This window comes from Streptomyces antnestii (genome assembly GCF_004005495.1).
Classification (GTDB): Bacteria; Actinomycetota; Actinomycetes; order Streptomycetales; family Streptomycetaceae; genus Streptomyces; species Streptomyces antnestii.
The window spans coordinates 50327-67363 of sequence record NZ_RZYA01000021.1 but is presented as its reverse complement, the minus strand read 5'-3'; the positions used below and the strand labels follow the sequence as shown (position 1 = coordinate 67363).

Below are 17037 nucleotides of genomic sequence, written 5' to 3'. Positions count from 1 at the left end.
GAGCGTAACCACACCCCGGGGGTCCGTGTCCATCAACTCACCCCATCGGGTGAGGAGTTCAGGCGTTCAAGACGGGGGAGGGGAGAGAGTTCTTTTGGTTCAGTTCTTTGGAGAGTGCCGGGCGGGGCGGGGACCGGCGGACCCGGTTCTGGTCCTGTCTCACCGGTCCCCGCTCGGTCAGGCTCCGGCGCCACCTGCGGCGATGTGCCTGATGAAGATCGACCAGGGGGCCGCCGTAAAAGTGAGGGCGGGGTGTGCTTTTACGTCCTTGGAGTCGCGTACGTGGATGGTGGTGGCGGGGGTTGCGGCCATCTCCAGGCAGGCTTCGCCATCGCCTCCGCTGTAACTGCTTTTGAACCACGCCAGTTCGGTGTTCATGCCTCTCCTGCCAGTAGCCGTTGGATCAGATCCAACGATGCCTCGGTGTCGAGGGCTTGAGCCCGCAAGGCACCGTACCGATGGCTCATGACGCTGACGTCCTCGGGTGAGGTGAGGAAGTAGCCACCCTGCTGGCCCTCCACATATCCGACGGTTCGGTGATCCGGGGTCTCCAGCAGTGTCATGGGGCCGTCGATGCCCGCATGGGACTCGCGTGTCCCCGGCATGATCTGGAGCTGTACGTTGTGCAGCTGTCCCAGTTCGGCCAGGTGTTTGAGCTGGGCGTTTTGCACCTCACGGCCGCCGAGCGTCCGGCGCAGGACGGACTCCTCCAGCACGAAGGTGAGTCGGCAGTACGGCTTGCGCGTGTGCAGGCTCTGGGTCGCCAGGCGCGCTCGTACGTTCCGCTCGATCGCGTCGTCCTCAAGGCTGGGGCGCCGTGAGCGGAACACGGTCCGCGCGTACTCCTCCGTCTGGAGCAGGCCATGCAGGAAATGCGTCACGTACACGTGCAACGCCAACGCCTTGGCCTGCAGATCCACGTAATCCTGCGCCCACGCCGGATGGTCCCGCTCCGCCACATGCCTCGCCAGCTGCTTCAGCAGACCCTGCGCGCCCAGCACGTCGTCGACGGCCACGATGTACGCCGGCTGCGGTGGCCGCTCCCCGCGTTCGACCATCGCGATCATCGACTCCGAGTACGGGATGCGTGCCGCGAGCTCGCCACGCGATATCCCCCGCTGCTCCCTCAGGAAGCGCGACTGCTCGCCGAAGATCAGGAGCGCGGGCGGGGGATTGTCGTCGTGGGGCATCCAGCCTCCAGGTGCACAGCGCGGAGCGCGATCGCACGGATCGCACAACACGCCTACCCCATCGCACCGTTGGGTCAATCCTGGGGACCCGCACCGGCCAGCGCGGGAGCGTGGTGCGTATGACCAAGAACATGCGGCTGCTCCCGTGGAAGACGCCCGAAGGCAAGCCGTGCTACCTGTCCACCGACGGTGACGGCCCCCTCGCCCGGCTCGCCGACGAGGCGGAGGCGATGCAGCTGGACCTGGGCGAGGAACTACTGGGCCACGCCCGCAAGATGCTGGCGGAGCTGGACGTGCCGCCGGAGGAGTTCCGTTTTCTCAGCGCGCGCCTGGCCGAGGCCCTGGACGACGCGCTGCGGGTGGCGGGGAGGGTGGTGCTGTCGGAAGGCCACGGATAAGCCCTCGACACCGGCCGCGGTCAGCGGGGACTCTTCACGGGATGACCAGAATCGATGACACGCCGCCCGCGTGGGACGAGCGCACCCAGCTCACCACGTTTCTCGACTACGCACGTGACACCGCCCGCGCCAAGTGCGACGGCGTCTCCGCGGAGAACGCGCGCAAGGCGCTCCTGCCCGGCTCACCCCTGATGACCATGAGCGGATTGATCAACCACCTCCGCTGGGTCGAGTACTACTGGTTCCAAGTGGTCTTCCTCGGCGAGGAGGACCGGGGCCCCTGGACCGACGAGGACCCCGACCGCGAGATGCGTATCGCCGTCGACTTCCCGCTCGCGCAGCTGCTCGACGAATACGCCGCACAGAGCGCCCGGTACCGCGAGCTGGTCGCCGGGCACGGTCTGGACGAGCGGGCCCAGCGGGCCGTCCGCGACGGCCTCCACGTCGACCTGCGCTGGATCCTGCTCCACCTCACCGAGGAGACGGCCCGCCACAACGGCCATCTGGACATCCTGCGCGAGATGCTCGACGGCGCCACCGGCGACTAGGGCGGCCGTCCGTCTGGTCCCGGTGTCCAGTCCCTGGCCGACGCCAAGGGTGCGATCACTCGGGACCTGAGCGTCGACTCCACGGTGTGCCGCGCTGGGTGGCTGTGACCAGCGGATTCACACTGCGGCCGTGCTACCCCAGCCACACCCCATCGCGCATGACGACTCTGCCGCGAAGTTCCGGTACTCCGCGCCAGGCACGCACTATCTGCGGCGCCACGCACAGGTACAGGAAAGGGGTCTCTTCCGTACGCGGATCCCAGCCGAACTTACCCGCGAACCCATCTGCGGCATCATTTGGCACTTCCCGCGCGGGATAGCACTTCGCCTCACCTTGCAGCAGCACCACGTCGAAGGCATCCGGCAGAGCCAGCCGTACGCGCGGTTCCTTATGCGCATTGCGCGCGGTCGCGGAGTCCGCGCCGGTACACATCCACACTGCCTGCCCGTCCCACAGAAACCACAGGGGCACCTGATGCGGGCCGTGGTCGGGGTGGGACGTCGACACCCATATGTCGCGCTCCGAGCTGAGCCGCTCCAGGGTGTCCCGCCTGCGCTCCGCCGTGGTGCGGCGAATGATCTCCGTAGCTTGCATGGGTGCCGACCTTAGCCAGCAGGTTCACCGTGCGCATGGGGCGCAGGTCCTAAGCCCGGAGGCGGACCACCGCACCGGCAGGCGGCTCAGGCCTCGGAGGAGGCTGGGGCGCCAGTCGGGGGTGGGGTCGCCGTCGATGGCCAGGGTGGGGAAGCGGTCCAGGAGGGCGCGGAGCGCGAGGTTTGCTTCCAGGCGGGCCAGCGGTGCGCCCAGGCAGTGGTGGATGCCGTGGCCGAAGGCCAGGTGGGAGCGGGTCAGGGTCGGGTCACGGTGGATGTCGAAGCGGTCCGGGTCGGGGAAGCGGGCGGGGTCGCGGTTGGCGGAGGCGAGGGAGATGACCACGCGTGCGCCCTGCGGGATGTGCGTACCGGCGATGACGACGGGATCGGCGGTGTAGCGGTAGGTGCCGGCCGGGGTGGGCGGTTCGAAGCGCAGCGCTTCCTCCACCGCGTTCTCCAGGAGGCCCCCGTCGGCGCGCAGCGCGGCGAGCTGGTCGGGGTGGGTGAGGAGGAGGTGGACGGCGTTGGCGATCAGGTTGACCGTTGTCTCGTGACCGGCGACCAGCAACAGGAAGGCCATGCCGAGGAGTTCCTCGTCGGCGAGGTGGTCGCCGTCCTCGTCGTGGGCCCGGACGAGGGCGTGCAGCAGATCGCCCTCGGCGGCGTCCGTCTCCTCGACGTGGCGCTTTTCTTCGATCAGGCCGGCCAGGTAGACCGTCATCTCCTGGGCGGCCCGGCCCGAGGCCTCCGGTTCGCCGATGGTGAGGATCTTCGCGGTCCAGGCCCGGAACGTGTCGTGGTCGACGCCGGGGACGCCGAGGAGTTCGCAGATGACGGTCAGGGGGAGGGGGAAGGCGAAGGCGTCGATGAGGTCGGCGTGGCCCAACGGGCCCATCGCGTCGAGGAGTTCGTCCGCCGCCTCCTGGACGCGCGCCCGCAGCGCCTTGATGCGGCGCGCGGTGAACTCGCGGGCGACCAGGGAGCGCAGCCGGGTGTGGTCGGGCGGGTCGGTCTGCAGCATGTTGCGGCCGATGGAGTAGAGGCCGTCGCTGTCGTACTCGGCGGAGTGCCGGACGTCGTGGCGCATCCGCGCGTCCGTGAGGGCGGCGCGGGCCTCGGCGTGGCCGAGGATCATCCACGCGGTGTCCCCGGTGGGGAAGCGGACGTGGTGGACGGGGCCCCGGGCGCGCAGGGCCTGGAAGGCCGCGTAGGGGTCGGTGGCGAAGTCGCCCGTCCAGGCGGCCAGTTCCTCGGTGTGCGGGGTGGGCATGGCGAGCTCCCGGTGAAGTGGGGAGTGTTCCCCGTTTCAGGTTCGGGGTGACCCTAACAGGGCTCGACGGGAACCGGGGAGTGCTCCACGGATCCTGTAGCGTGCGACACGTGAGAAAGGACGCGCAGCGCAACCGTGAGCTGGTGCTCGCCGCCGCCCGGGACGTGTACGCCGAGCAGGGCGTCGAGGCCCCGCTCGACGTGATCGCCCGCCGGGCCGGAGTCGGCAACGCCACCCTCTATCGCCGCTTCCCCGACCGGGCCGCCCTCATCGAGGCCGTCTTCCGCGCGACGCTGGCCGCCGTGATCGACGCCGGCGAGGAGGCGCGGCAGGCCGAGGACCCCTGGGCGGGCCTGAACGGGTACATCGACCGGGTGTTCGCGGTGCTCGCCGCCGACCGGGGTGCGAACGACCTGATGACGACCGGCATCGAAGGCGTGCCCACCCTGGAGAAGCTGCACGTCCACAACGCTGAGACGTTCAGCACCCTGCTGGAGCGCTGCCGCCGCCAGGGCCTCGTGCGCGGCGACGTGGTCACCGAGGATCTGCTGCTCGGCCTCGCGGCGCTCGGTCGCGCGGCGCCCGCCCTTGAGGCCGCCGTCCCCGGCTCGTGGCGCCGCCCGCTCGCACTCCTGATCGACGGCCTGCGCGCGGAGGGGGCTCATCCGCTGCCCACGGAGCCCCTCACCGCCGACCAACTCGCGTCGGTACTCGGTGAGATGAACCATCCCCGGTCCTGACTGACAGTGTCCGAGATGTGCCAATCGAGACGACACCCACGACGCACCGGCCGCGAATTCCCGCCCCATCAGGGAGCCCATCCCCTGGGGTCCGCCTGATCGCCGGGGGATTGGCAGATCTGGGCCATGGCTGAACTGATGATGTCCGAAAACTCCCGTGGCTCGCGTTCCGGGGGCGGCGTGCGGTACAACCAGCCCGTTTCCCCGAGAGGGAGCGCGGTGGGGGTTGCGCGTGAATCGCCTGCTCGGTTACGCCATGTGCTGGGTCGCGGTCATGGGGGTGATCACGCTCGGCGCCGGCGAGGACCTGAGCGATCGGCTGGCCGCCCTCGTCGCGGCGCTCCCCGCGTGGGGCTACATCGGGTTCTGGGTGCGGCGGGAGATCCGGGCGATCAGGGAAGACGGCAGGCTCGCGCGCGAGCGCAGGAGGTGGGGGAAGCTGATGGACCGGGGCGAGCTGCTCGACGCGGTCACCATGCTGGTCGGTCGTGACACGCGGCCACCGGAGTGCGGCGAGCGCGGCCACGGGGCCGGGCACATCTGTCTCGCCGTGTCCCAAGAGCTGCCCCTCGCCGATCTCGTCGACGCGATCAACAGCCGCTACGAGTCCTCGCGCAATCTCGCCATGGGCGGGTACGCCGACCCTACGGTGGACGCGACGACCGGTCGGCCCCTGCTCGTGCCCTTCGGCGCCGACGTCGTCGACATGCGGGCCTGGGCGCACGGGAGTCGCTGGATCGGTGCCGGGACCGTGCGCGCCGGGGACGACGTGCGGCGCGTGGTCCTCGTCGCCGAGCGGGCCGTGCCCGACGTGGCGGGGCTGCCCGCCGACGCGACGTGGGTGGAGCGGGTCGTCGCCGTGACCGGGTGGGCCGGTGAGCCCCGTACGGTCGACTGGGCGGCGGTGGAGGAACGGCTCGGCACCCGGCTGCCCGGCGACTATAAGCAGCTCGCCGAGATCTTCCGGGACGGCGCCTTCGACGCGTACCTCAGCCTCTACGTGCCCGAGTCCGGCAACCGCTCCATGGACTTCGTCGGGCAGGCCGAATACCTGGCCCGGTTCGCCGCGCGATCCGGCACGAGCCTCTGGGAGCCGTACGGCATCCACCCCGCGCCCGGCGGCCTGTTGCAGTGGGGGGCGTCCGAGCAGGAAGGCGAGTTCTACTGGGTCACCGAAGGCGACGACCCCGACCGCTGGCCCGTCGTCGTCACCGACGACCTCCGCGCGTGGACCCAATTCCCGGGCACAGCCGCCGAGTTCGTCTTCCGGATGCTGACGGAGCGCTCGCACCCCTACTCCATCGCGCGATACTACGAAACGCACTGGTTCCAGAGTTACGGGGCGGAAGCGTAGGCATCCGTCCCCAATTGGGAGTTCGGTTGACTCCTGACTCCGTGACTGATTAGAAATCGCACGCCACAAAGTGAGAAACGGTCGGCCGGGACACCCCGGCCGACACTTCGGCATGCCCGGATTCCGGCGCGTGCCACAGAAGATGAAGGGTCACAGGACGTGAAAGTCCGTTACGGGAGATTGATCTCCTGCCTTGTCGTGTCGGCGGTGGCAGGTGCCGCCCTGCCGCAGGTCGCGTACGCCGCGCCCGCTTCTGCGAAGGGGGACGACGACAAGGGAGTCGTCGACACCATCGCAGGCTGGTTCTCCGGGGATGACGACGACAAGAACGAGCAGCCGCCCTCCAGCAACAAGCTGGAGATGTCGAGCCGCGAGAAACTGCCCAAGGGCAAGAAGCAGCCCGCCGCGAAGCGCGTGCGGGAACTGACGTCCCGCCGTACCGAGCACGCCCGGTTCTGGCAGCTGTCCGACGGTCGAATTCAGGCCGAGGTGTCGGCTGTTCCGACCGGATACCGCTCCGGAAAGGCCGCGGGGAAGGGCAAAAGGGCTTCCTGGAAGTCCATCGAGACCGGTGTCGGGGCTACCGACGCCAAGGGTTTCGAATTCGCCAATACCACCAATTCCGGCCGTAGTTGGTTCGGCGGGGATTCCGGCCGGCTGCTGAAGTTCCAGGCCGGGACCGACGGTCCCGCCGTCAGCCTCGGGCTCAAGGGCGCGGACGCCAAGGCGCTCGACCCGGTCGCCAAGGGCTCCACCGTCACGTACAAGGACGCCGCCGCCGGTGGCGCCGATCTGGAGTACCAGGTCGGCCCCGGGCGCGTGAAGGAGAACATCGTCCTGGCGAAGGCGCCGGGCAAGGCGGTGTCCTACACGTTCACGCTCGACACGGGCGGGCTGACGCCGAAGGCGCGCAAGGACGGGTCGATCGGTCTGTACGGCGAGCTGCCGCACACGCCGGTGATGGTGATCCCGGCCGCCTACATGACGGACACCCGCAAGGACGCGGGCTCGCCGTACGGGCTCTCCTACAGCCCCAAGGTCAGCCAGAAGCTGGTCAAGGACGGGAAGAACTGGCTGATCGAGGTCACTCCGGACGCCAAGTGGCTGTCCGCGAAGGGCCGTCAGTACCCCGTCACGATCGACCCGACCATCACCATCGCGCCGACCCCGTCGCAGTCCCAGGACACGATGGTGCTCTCGGACCAGCCGGCGGTGAACTTCAACAACACCTGGAAGATGTCGGTCGGCAAGACCGACACGGGTATCGCCAGGTCGCTGATCAAGTTCCCGCTGAACGAGATCCCGGCCGGCACGACGATCGACTCCGCGCGTCTGGAGATGTACTTCGACCAGGCGCACACCACCAACGCCAACGACGTCACGATCGAGGCGCACCGCGCCACCGGCGCGTGGGACGAGTCGACGGCGAACTGGTCCAACACCAGCGCGCTGTCGGGTGAACTGTCCGGCACGACCGTCCAGATAGACGACGGGGACGCCGGGACCGCCGCCGTGGGCGAATGGCCGAAGGCCACGACCACCGGTGGCGCCGCCACCAACGACGACTTCGCCTACAACAAGAACACCGCGACCGGCGAGTCGTACACCTGGCAGCCCCGGATAGCCGAGACCGCCTCGTACCGGGTGGAGGCTCACTTCCCGCCCGCGACCGACGGCGCCACGGCCGCCCCGTACACGCTGAACCACCGCGACGGCACGGCCACCGGGACGGTCAACCAGTCCGGTACCACGGCCGCGTGGAAGGCGGTGAACAGCAGCCAGTTCTACTTCGCCAAGGGCAACGCGGGGAAGATCGTTCTGGGGGACACCGGAAGCTCCACGACCCGCAACATCGCGGACTCGGTGCGGCTCGTGAACCCGGCGCAGATCGTCAAGGACACCGGCGAGTACAACCAGTGGCACAAGTTCGCCGTGACCGACACCGTGCAGAAGTGGGTCAGCGGCAGCTCCGCCAACAACGGTTTCGTGCTCCAGGCCAAGGACGACACCCTGGCCGGCACGCTCACCGGCGGCCCGCGCTACGAGGCCGGTGACGGCACGTCGTACGGCGGCGAGACCGCGACCTATCCGCGCCTCACCGTGACGTACGGCCAGGTCGGGACCTCCCTGGACTCGCCGACCGTCGTCCACGACACCGGCCCGGAGCTCTCCTGGGCCCCGTACAGCAACACCACCGGTGACTCCGGTCTGGACATCGCCGAGTATCAGCTGCACCGCTCCACGCAGCAGGTGTTCACGCCGAACGCCGCGACCCTGGTCGCCCCGGTCGACAAGGGCGCGACCGCCTACACCGACACCACCGCGACCCCGACGCCCGATTCGTCCACGGACGAGATCGGGCGTTCGTACTACTACCAGATCGCGGTGAAGACGAAGAACGGGCAGGTCATCGGGTCTCCGACCCGCATCGTGGGCGTGCCCAAGGCCGGCCGCACGATGAAGCTCGTCCAGGGCACGGCCGGCGGTGTCACCGACACCACGCTGTCCTCGCAGCAGCCGACCACCAACGAGGACACGATCCTGTCCTATGTGCCGCAGAAGTGGCTGAGCGCGGGCAACAACTCGGGCACGTACGGCAAGACGCGTGCGCTGATGAAGTTCCCGACCGCCGACATCCCGGCCACGGCGACCGTCCTCGACTCCAAGCTCTACATGTGGGGCGCGGAGACGACGACCGGTACGGACGGTGCGATCTATGAACTCCACGGTCTGAACAAGGACTTCACGGAGACCACCGCCACCTGGAACAACGCCAACGCGACCACCCCGTGGACCGCGCCGGGCGGTGACTTCGGGGCGACCGTCTCGGACACCGTCGCGCAGGTTTCCGAGGTCGGCCGTCACTGGTGGGACGCCACGTCGCTCACGCAGGGCTGGGTGAAGACCCCGACCAGCAACCACGGCGCCATGGTCAAGCTGAAGGACGAGACGACCACGGGGCCGCAGGAGCGCACGCTGTTCCTGGCCTCGGAGGCCGCCGACCAGCAGCTCGGCCCGCTGCTCCGCGTGATCTACGTGGACGCGACGACGGAGAACACGTACTACGCGCCGCAGACGCCGCAGCGTATGACGCCGAACTCCACGTACACCGTCGAGACGACGCTCACCAACACCACCAACAGCGAGTGGCTGGCCGGTGAGCGGCAGCTCTCGTACACCTGGAAGCTGCCCGACGGCACGGACGTCACCAACGGCGGCAACCAGTTGTCCACGGCCGTCCCGAACCTGAAGCCGGGACAGTCCGCGACGATTCAGGCGCAGGTCAAGACGCCGATCAACTCGGACGAGGGCAACAAGCGCACGGACTACGTCCTCGGCTGGGACATCAAGAAGGTCTCGGACGGCAGCTGGCTGTCGGCGGGCACGGGTGGCATCCCGTCCCTGAAGCAGAACGTCGCCGTCGAGGACCCGACGTCGAACTCGCTAGGCCTGGAGAAGTTCTACTCGTACGCGGGCAAGAACACCGGCGCCGGGTCGACGGTCATGAACAACCTGTCGTCCGGCAACGCGGTCTGGTCGTACAACGCGTTCAACAACCCGGGACGCGGTCTCAACACCTTCGCCCGGTTCTCGTACAACTCGCTCGACACCAGCGACACCGTGTTGGGCGCCGGATGGTCCGGCCAGACCGCCGGTCCCATCCGGCTCGGGGCGCAGCTGGACTTCCACCCGAACCCGAACCCGACGGAGATCCGTCTCCCGGACGGTGACGGCACGACGCACGTCTTCGCCAAGCAGCCGGACGGCACGTGGAAGGCGCCCGCGGGCGTCCACTACAAGGTCACGATGAAGTCGGGCCTGGACTGCACGCCGAACAAGGACCCGATCCCCGACGCCTGGACGCTCACGCGCCCCGACGGAACCCGTTTCCTGTTCGGCTGCGACGGCTACCTGACCTCGATCGTCGACCGGAACGGCAACACGCAGACGTACACGTACGAGACGCACAAGGCGGGCGGTAAGCCGACCAAGTACCTCGCGTACATCACCGACCCGGCGGGCCGGCAGTCGCTGACCGTCACGTACTTCGACAAGTCGACGGCGCCCTTCCCGAAGGTGGCCGACCACGTCCAGTCGATGACGGACATCTCGGGCCGCAAGCTGACGTTCGAGTACTCGGACAAGGCCCTCCTGACGAAGCTGACGGACGGCGCGGGGTCGGCGCAGCCGAAGGTGTTCGGGTTCACGTACGACGCCACGCAGGGCAACAAGAACGTCAAGCTGGTCAACGTCACCGACCCGCGTGGTAACGCCACCGCCTTGGCGTTCAACGAGCCCAAGGCCGGTGACGACCCTAAGTACCACTGGTGGACCAAGACGATCACCGACCGTGCGGGCGGTGACACGGGCTTCACGTACGCGGCGGACGCCACGAACACGAAGTTCACCGATGCCGTGGTCACCGACGCCGAGTCGCACGTCACCACGCATGTCGCGGACGACTTCGGCCGTCCGGTGCAGAACACCAACGCCAAGTCCCAGATCGCGAAGATGAGCTGGGACGCCGACAACAACGTCACGTACCTCGAAGAGGACAACGGCGCCAAGACCGCGTACTGCTACGACCAGAAGACGGGCTATCCGCTCTGGCAGCGCGACCCGGAGAGCAACAAGGCCGGGGTGCCGCCCCAGTCGGACTGCGCACCGGGCACGTACCCGGCGAACTCGTCGCAGTACACGTACCAGACGAGGATCGACGGCTACTCGGCCGACCTGTACACGAAGACGTCTCCGGAGGGGCGCAAGTGGCAGTTCGGATATGACACATTCGGCAACCTGAAGACGGTCACCGACCCGAAGGGCGTCGCCACCACCGGCACCGCCGGGGACTACACGACGTCGTACGAGTACGACTCCTACGGTGAGCTGACCAAGGCGACGGACGCCAACGGCAACCCGAGCACGAACAGCGACTTCGGTCCCACCGGCTACCCGTCGACGATCACCGACGCGCTCGGCAAGTCCACCTCGTTCGCGTACGACGAGCGCGGCCAGGTCACCGACGTCACCGACGCGCTCGGCAAGAAGACCACCCAGGCCTACGACACGTACGGACGTCCGCTGGACCGGACGGTGCCGAAGGACCAGTCCGCGGGTGTGCTCATCACGACGCCGGCCCCGGTGTACGACGCCAACGACAACACCACGAAGTCGACCTCACCGGGCGGCGCCGTCTCCACGGCCGTCTACGACAAGTCAGACCAGGTCAGCGAGGCCACGGCCCCCAAGGACACGACCACGTCCGACGAGCGGAAGACGACGTACACGTACGACAAGGTCGGCAATCTGAGGACGACGACGGAGCCGAAGGGCTCGCTGACGTCGACGGACACCACCGACTACGTCACGACCAACAACTACGACGAGATCTACGAACTCACCTCCGTGGTCAACGCCAAGGGTGACAAGGTCTCGTACGGATACGACAACGTCGGCAACGTCACCAAGGTCGTCGACCCCAAGAAGAACGCGACCGCCGACCCGGACGACTACACCACCAAGACCGACTACGACCTGAACCACCGGGTCGTCACGCTGACCGACGCCGCGGGCAAGACCACCAAGAAGTCCTACGACAAGGACTCCCTGGCGGTCGCGACCACGGACGCCGAGAACAACACCGTGACGACCACCTACGACGAGCGCGGCAAGCAGACCGAGGTCAAGGTCCCGTACTCGGGCACCACCACCCGGTCGACGAAGTTCGAATACGACCAGGTCGGCAACACGACCAAGGTGATCACGCCGCGAGGCGCCGCCACCGCGACCGCGGACGACTTCACCGCACGTACCGAGTACGACGCGCTGAACCGACCGGTCAAGCAGTACCAGCCGTACGACCCGGCGGACGCCCGCTACAACAAGGCGGACGTCTACACGCGGACCGACTACGACGCGGTGGGCCGGGTCTCCGCGACCTCGATGCCGCCGTCAGAGGGCCAGACGGTCCGTAACGACACCACGTTCAGCTACTTCGACAACGGCTGGACCAGGTCGTCCACCGACCCGTGGGACATCAGGACCACATACGACTACAACGAGCTGGGGAAGCAGACCGCCCGCACGCTCACCTCGGCCGGCGGCTCGTCCGACCGCACCATGTCGTGGTCGTACTACCCCGACGGCAAGCTGAAGTCGAAGTCGGACGACGGTGTGCCGGTGGGCAAGTCCGTGGTCCTGGTCGACAACTCCGACACCCAGAACACGTCGTCGACGGGTACCTGGGCGAAGGGTGATGTCACCGGCCAGCAGGGCTACGACCACCGCACGCACGCGGCGGGCAGTGGCACCGACGCGTTCACGTGGACGCTGAACATCCCGAAGGACGGCACGTACACCGCGTACGTGAACTTCCCCAAGGTGACCGGCGCCGCGACCACGGCGAAGTACACGCTCACGCACGGCGCGACGACTGAGCCCTCGGTGACGAAGGACCAGAACGCGAACACCGGTACGTGGGTGTCCCTTGGCTCGTTCAGCCTGAAGCAGGGCGAGGACGCCAAGCTGAAGCTGGACCAGAACAGCGGCGGCATCGCCGTCGCCGACGGCGTCAAGCTGGTGCGCGACACGGCAGGGGAGACGGACAACGAGAAGAAGTCCTTCGCCTACGCCTACGACGCCAATGGCAACATGACGTCGATCGACGACACCTCGTCCGGTGCCAAGATCGACGCGTACACGCTGGCCTACACGGGCCTGAACCAGATCGCCAAGGTCACCGAGGCGCTCGCCGGGCAGGAGAAGAAGGCAACGTCGTACACGTACGACGCCAACAGCCAGCCGGACACGGTCACACACCCCGACCAGTTCTCCAAGTACACCTACGACCTGCGTGAGCTCGTCAAGACGGTGTCGGTCGGCACGTCGGCGAGCGACGCCTCGCCGAAGGTGTCCTCGTACACGTACACCGACCGTGGCCTGAAGCTGAAGGAGACCAAGGCCAACAGCAATACCGTCGACTACGGCTACTACCTCGACGGGTCCCTCAACACCCAGACCGAGAAGAAGTCCAACGGCACCCTCGTCAGCGACCACACCTACGCCTATGACCCGAACGGGAACAGGGCGCAGGACATCGCGAAGAAGATGAACGCCGACGATCACGCGGCGCTCCTCTCCTCGACCACCGACTACACGTACGACCCGGCCGACCGCCTGGCGAAGTCCGTGAAGACGGGAACGGGCGCGGGTACCGACACGTATGTCCACGACGCCAACGCCAACGTCGTCTCGCAGACGGTCGGCGGCACCACCTCGACGTACGCCTACGACCGCAACCGGCTTCTGTCGGCGACGACGTCGGGCACGACGTTCTCGTACAACTACGACCCGTTCGGCCGGCAGGAGTCGGTCACCGGGGGCGGCAAGACCATCGAGCGGAGCGTCTACGACGGGTTCGACCACGTCGTCGACGCGCAGAAGCTCGACGACTCCGGCGCCCTGAAGTCGACGAAGTACACCTTCGACCCGCTCGACCGCACCACGTCGAAGACGGCGGACGGCAAGACCACCGACTACGACTACCTCGGTATGTCCACGGAGGTCATGGGCGAGGAGGTCGCCGGGAAGCTGACGAAGTCGTATCAGTACAGCCCCTGGGGCGAGCGTCTGTCGCAGATCACGCACAACAGCGACGGCACCACAGAGGACGGGTACTACGGCTACAACGGCCACTCCGACGTCGAGACCCTGACGACGAAGGACGGCGACACCAAGGCCACCTACGGCTACACCGCCTACGGCAAGAACGACGATTCCGAGTTCACCGGGATCGACAAGCCCGACGCGGCCGATCCGACGAAGGAGGCGTACAACCCCTACCGCTACAACGCCAAGCGCTGGGACGCCAATTCGGGCACGTACGACATGGGCTTCCGTGAGTACAACCCGGGTCTGAACCGCTTCACCACGCGGGACATGTACAACGGCGCCCTCGCCGACAGCGGCCTCGGCACCGACCCCATGACGGGCAACCGGTACGCCTTCACCGGCGGCAACCCCACGAGCTTCGTGGAGATGGACGGTCACCTTCCGTGTGCCGAGGGCATCATGGACGTGTGCGGCGGCACGACGGACGTCAGCGGTGTCTGCCTGATCTGTGTGGCCACGCCGAACCCGGGCGCGTCCAAGCCGATCGCGCGCAAGCCGGCCGTCGCGAACGCGGACCTGGACAACACGCTGAACCAGCTGTACGCGCGTGACTTCGTCCAGGACGGGGACGTCTTCGGTGACGGCAAGACCACCACGGCGCTCCTCCAGGAGTTCAACTCCGGTCAGAAGACCGGAAAGCTCTGGCACATGCAGAAGGCGTCCAACGCGATGGTCTCCCTCGCGAAACTTCTGGAGGACGACCGCCGCGCCCGGGTCAGGGGCAACGGACTCCTCAACGACGCCGACCTGAAGGTCGCCCAGGCCGAGGCCGGCGAGCTGTGGAACGCCCTCAACTCCAAGGACGTCGCCGGTGCGCTGACCAAGGATGTGAAGGCCAACCCCGAGATGCTCGCGGCGATCAACACCAACCGGGCAACCGTCGCGGGGACCCTCGCCATGAAGGACATGACGGGGCAGGAGTTCGCCCCCGCTCATCCGCTGGCCAAGCAGACGCCGGTGGGTGAGCCCGTGAAGATGCGGGGCGCCTACAAGGCGTTCGGCATCGTCGGAGGTGTGGTCTCGGCAGCCCAGGCGCCGAGCTACATCAGGACGTACGGCTGGGGCCGAGGGGCGTGGGAGATGTTCAAGGACACCGTCGACCCCTTCGGTGTCGCCGACAGCATGGGTCCTGATCCCTTCGTCGACAACGGCGGCGGATCGAACATCTGCGACCCGTCGGGCGGAAACTGTGCCTGACAACAGGTCCAGTAGCTGTTTCGAGTAATTTCGAGTAATTCGGGGCCTGTCGCGCACACCGTGCGGCAGGCCCCGTTCAGTTTCCCGTCACTAGACTGGTTTCCGTATCCGGAGAGAGGCATGAAGAGAGTGACCCAGACTGGCGCCGACCGTGCGATCGAAGAGTTTCTACGTGTCGTTCCCGGAGCCCGCGCCGTGCTCGACGAACTGATCGCCTCGGCTCCCGAGCGCCACGCCGACTGGGCTCGCGGTACAGCGGACGACCTGCTGGAGTTCCTCCTGGCCGCGTTCTCCAGGCCGGTCCTGCTGCCGCTCCTGCGCGAAGAGGACGGGGCGGGCGGCGCCGAGATCCGAGCGTGCTTCGAGTATGTCGAGAGCCTTGCCGTCAGCGAGAACCCGTATGTGGACAGTTCGGTGCACTTCGGAATTCTGGAACAGTTCCTGGAGAGCGAGGAGATTCTCCTGCGGGCCTATCGCCACAGTCTCCCCGTGACCCGCGCGAAAATCGTCGCCATGCTGGAGGAGTACCCGGAGACATTTCGTCGGCTGCGCTCGGAACTCTGAGGCGACAGGGCCCCGTGGCGGGCCGGAAGAGGGCAGGGCTGGTCGTGGCCGCGGTCCGGCTCGTCGCCGAGCACCGGACCTGGCTGAACGACCCGGAGTTCTACCGCTTTGTCGCGACCGGCGAGATGGCTGGACAGCGCTGGGTCGGGATCGACTGGCCCGCGATCGTCAAGGAGCTCAAGGCCGGCACGATCGAGGGCGGTGAGCCGGATCTTCTCATCCTGAAGGTCGGTGCGAGCATGGCCAGTTACTACCCGCTCTCCCTGCGCGACGACCTCCGGGATCAGTCCCCCGAGGCGGCGGTCGCCTTGATGCGTTCGATCGGCTATCTGGCCGGTCTCAACGAGGACGTGGACAACGTCCGCCTGCCCTGAATTCCGGCCCTGTGTGGGGCTGTGGGGGTACGTCCGGAAGGTCTTCCGGGTCGCGGGCGGCGGTCTTGCTGCTATATAACCGGGCCGCCTCCCCCAACCACCCCACTCGAAGGGTTACTTCGTGCTGCCCGTTTCCCGGATACGTGTCATTTCCCTCGGTCTTGTCGGCGGGGCGGTGCTGCTGACCGCCGCGTGCGGGCAGCAGAAGGACGGGCCGCGGGAGGCGGCCGGGGCGGAGAGCGTGCGGGCCGGTGACGTGGCCGGCGCCGCGGAATCGGCATCGGCATCGGCATCGCCGTCGTCCTCCGCGTCCGCGTCCGCTTCCGCTTCCGCCTCCGCGAAGGCGAGCGGCAGCGCTTCCCCCTCCGCCTCACGCCCGGCCTCCGCCGCGCCCTCCTCGAAGGGGGCCGCCGCCCCGGCCGAGGCGCCCGCGCCCGGCGCCGCGCCGGACTTCCCCGTGCCCGTCGAGGTCGGCAACGCCAGCCAGGTCATCACCGTCAAGTCCAGCGGCTCGTACGCGACCGTCACCGCCTGGGCCAAGGGGTCGGCCGGCTGGAAGTCCGTCCTTTCCACGACCGCGGGGCGCGTCGGTTCGAACGGCGTCGTCGCCGGGTCCAGCCGGCGCCAGAGCACGTACACGACGCCCTCGGGTACGTACACGCTCACCGAAGGGTTCGGTGTCGAGTCCGGCGGTACGAACATGCCGTACACGCGGGTCAACTCCACGCACTGGTGGGTCGAGGACCCGGAGTCGAAGTTCTACAACCAGATGCACAGCGCCGCCGGAGCGGACTTCCCGCTCACCGAGAGCGGCGACCGGGGCAGCGAGCACCTGGTCAACTACCCGACGCAGTACGCCAAAGCGCTCGTCATCAACTTCAACCGCTGGCCCGCCGTACCCGGCCGCGGCGCCGGAATCTTCCTTCACGTCAACGGCTCCGGAGCGACGGCCGGCTGTGTCTCGGTGCCCCGCGCCACGATGGACCGCATCATGGCCTGGGTCCAGCCGGGAGCGCATCCGCGCATCGCGATCGGATGAGGCGGGCGTCGTCGCCCGTGGCGCAGGTCCCCCGGTCCCGTAGACGCACAGCTGCCTCAAAGGTTGTACGGCCTCCACGAATTGGTCATGTGAGAAGC

12 protein-coding genes are annotated in these 17037 nt (G+C 67.8%); 8 read left to right on the top strand and 4 right to left on the bottom strand.

Going from position 1 to position 17037, the window contains the following annotated elements; all coding sequences use genetic code 11:
- Positions 1–177: 177 nt before the first annotated feature.
- Both EOT10_RS32340 and EOT10_RS32335 read right to left on the bottom strand, forming a co-directional pair.
- Positions 178–378, bottom strand: coding sequence for a DUF397 domain-containing protein (locus EOT10_RS32340; protein WP_127831945.1), 201 nt, complete (start codon positions 376–378; stop codon positions 178–180).
- Positions 375–1190, bottom strand: a complete 816-nt coding sequence (locus EOT10_RS32335; protein ID WP_127831944.1) for a helix-turn-helix domain-containing protein — start codon at positions 1188–1190, stop codon at positions 375–377. Before EOT10_RS32335 ends, EOT10_RS32340 begins: the two co-directional genes overlap by 4 nt.
- A gap of 119 nt (positions 1191–1309) precedes the next feature.
- Between EOT10_RS32335 and EOT10_RS32330 the strand changes: the two genes are divergently transcribed.
- Together EOT10_RS32330 and EOT10_RS32325 are read left to right on the top strand one after the other, a co-directional pair.
- Entirely contained in the window at positions 1310–1588 is a 279-nt protein-coding gene (locus EOT10_RS32330) for a hypothetical protein (RefSeq protein ID WP_127831943.1), read from the top strand.
- 41 nt (positions 1589–1629) lie between these two features.
- On the top strand, positions 1630–2136 hold the full coding sequence (locus tag EOT10_RS32325) for a DinB family protein (protein ID WP_127831942.1): 507 nt from the start codon (positions 1630–1632) through the stop codon (positions 2134–2136).
- A 133-nt stretch (positions 2137–2269) separates the two neighbouring features.
- Here EOT10_RS32325 and EOT10_RS32320 read toward each other — a convergent pair whose 3' ends face one another.
- Both EOT10_RS32320 and EOT10_RS32315 read right to left on the bottom strand, forming a co-directional pair.
- Complete coding sequence (locus EOT10_RS32320) at positions 2270–2731, bottom strand: pyridoxamine 5'-phosphate oxidase family protein (RefSeq protein WP_127831941.1); 462 nt, start codon at positions 2729–2731, stop codon at positions 2270–2272.
- Positions 2732–2755: 24 nt separating this feature from the next.
- Positions 2756–4000 (bottom strand): cytochrome P450 family protein, encoded by a 1245-nt coding sequence (locus tag EOT10_RS32315; RefSeq protein ID WP_127831940.1) that lies wholly within the window; start codon positions 3998–4000, stop codon positions 2756–2758.
- 110 nt (positions 4001–4110) lie between these two features.
- On the opposite strand from EOT10_RS32315, the gene EOT10_RS32310 reads away from it, so the two are divergent.
- The 6 genes from EOT10_RS32310 (at position 4111) to EOT10_RS32285 (ending at position 16939) form a co-directional block, all read left to right on the top strand.
- The gene (locus EOT10_RS32310; protein WP_223281331.1) at positions 4111–4740 is read left to right on the top strand and encodes a TetR/AcrR family transcriptional regulator; all 630 of its coding nucleotides are present in this window, start codon (positions 4111–4113) and stop codon (positions 4738–4740) included.
- A 232-nt stretch (positions 4741–4972) separates the two neighbouring features.
- Positions 4973–6094, top strand: coding sequence for an SMI1/KNR4 family protein (locus EOT10_RS32305; protein ID WP_431313349.1), 1122 nt, complete (start codon positions 4973–4975; stop codon positions 6092–6094).
- A 1188-nt stretch (positions 6095–7282) separates the two neighbouring features.
- Positions 7283–14962: a DNRLRE domain-containing protein gene (locus EOT10_RS32300; RefSeq protein ID WP_223281342.1), complete on the top strand. Its 7680-nt coding sequence runs from the start codon at positions 7283–7285 to the stop codon at positions 14960–14962.
- A 120-nt stretch (positions 14963–15082) separates the two neighbouring features.
- Positions 15083–15526 (top strand): hypothetical protein, encoded by a 444-nt coding sequence (locus tag EOT10_RS32295; protein WP_127831936.1) that lies wholly within the window; start codon positions 15083–15085, stop codon positions 15524–15526.
- A gap of 14 nt (positions 15527–15540) precedes the next feature.
- The gene (locus EOT10_RS32290; RefSeq protein WP_127831935.1) at positions 15541–15900 is read left to right on the top strand and encodes a hypothetical protein; all 360 of its coding nucleotides are present in this window, start codon (positions 15541–15543) and stop codon (positions 15898–15900) included.
- A gap of 121 nt (positions 15901–16021) precedes the next feature.
- Positions 16022–16939: a L,D-transpeptidase family protein gene (locus EOT10_RS32285; protein ID WP_127831934.1), complete on the top strand. Its 918-nt coding sequence runs from the start codon at positions 16022–16024 to the stop codon at positions 16937–16939.
- Positions 16940–17037: the final 98 nt, after the last annotated feature.

What these genes read in the sequence shown, in the direction of transcription:
- EOT10_RS32320 (WP_127831941.1), bottom strand. Translation starts at nt 2,731, where the DNA reads ATGCAAGCTACGGAGATCATTCGCCGCACCACGGCGGAGCGCAGGCGG.
- EOT10_RS32300 (WP_223281342.1), top strand. Translation starts at nt 7,283, where the DNA reads ATGGTGCTCTCGGACCAGCCGGCGGTGAACTTCAACAACACCTGGAAG.
- EOT10_RS32340 (WP_127831945.1), bottom strand. Translation starts at nt 378, where the DNA reads ATGAACACCGAACTGGCGTGGTTCAAAAGCAGTTACAGCGGAGGCGAT.
- EOT10_RS32325 (WP_127831942.1), top strand. Translation starts at nt 1,630, where the DNA reads ATGACCAGAATCGATGACACGCCGCCCGCGTGGGACGAGCGCACCCAG.
- EOT10_RS32295 (WP_127831936.1), top strand. Translation starts at nt 15,083, where the DNA reads ATGAAGAGAGTGACCCAGACTGGCGCCGACCGTGCGATCGAAGAGTTT.
- EOT10_RS32315 (WP_127831940.1), bottom strand. Translation starts at nt 4,000, where the DNA reads ATGCCCACCCCGCACACCGAGGAACTGGCCGCCTGGACGGGCGACTTC.
- EOT10_RS32330 (WP_127831943.1), top strand. Translation starts at nt 1,310, where the DNA reads ATGACCAAGAACATGCGGCTGCTCCCGTGGAAGACGCCCGAAGGCAAG.
- EOT10_RS32335 (WP_127831944.1), bottom strand. Translation starts at nt 1,190, where the DNA reads ATGCCCCACGACGACAATCCCCCGCCCGCGCTCCTGATCTTCGGCGAG.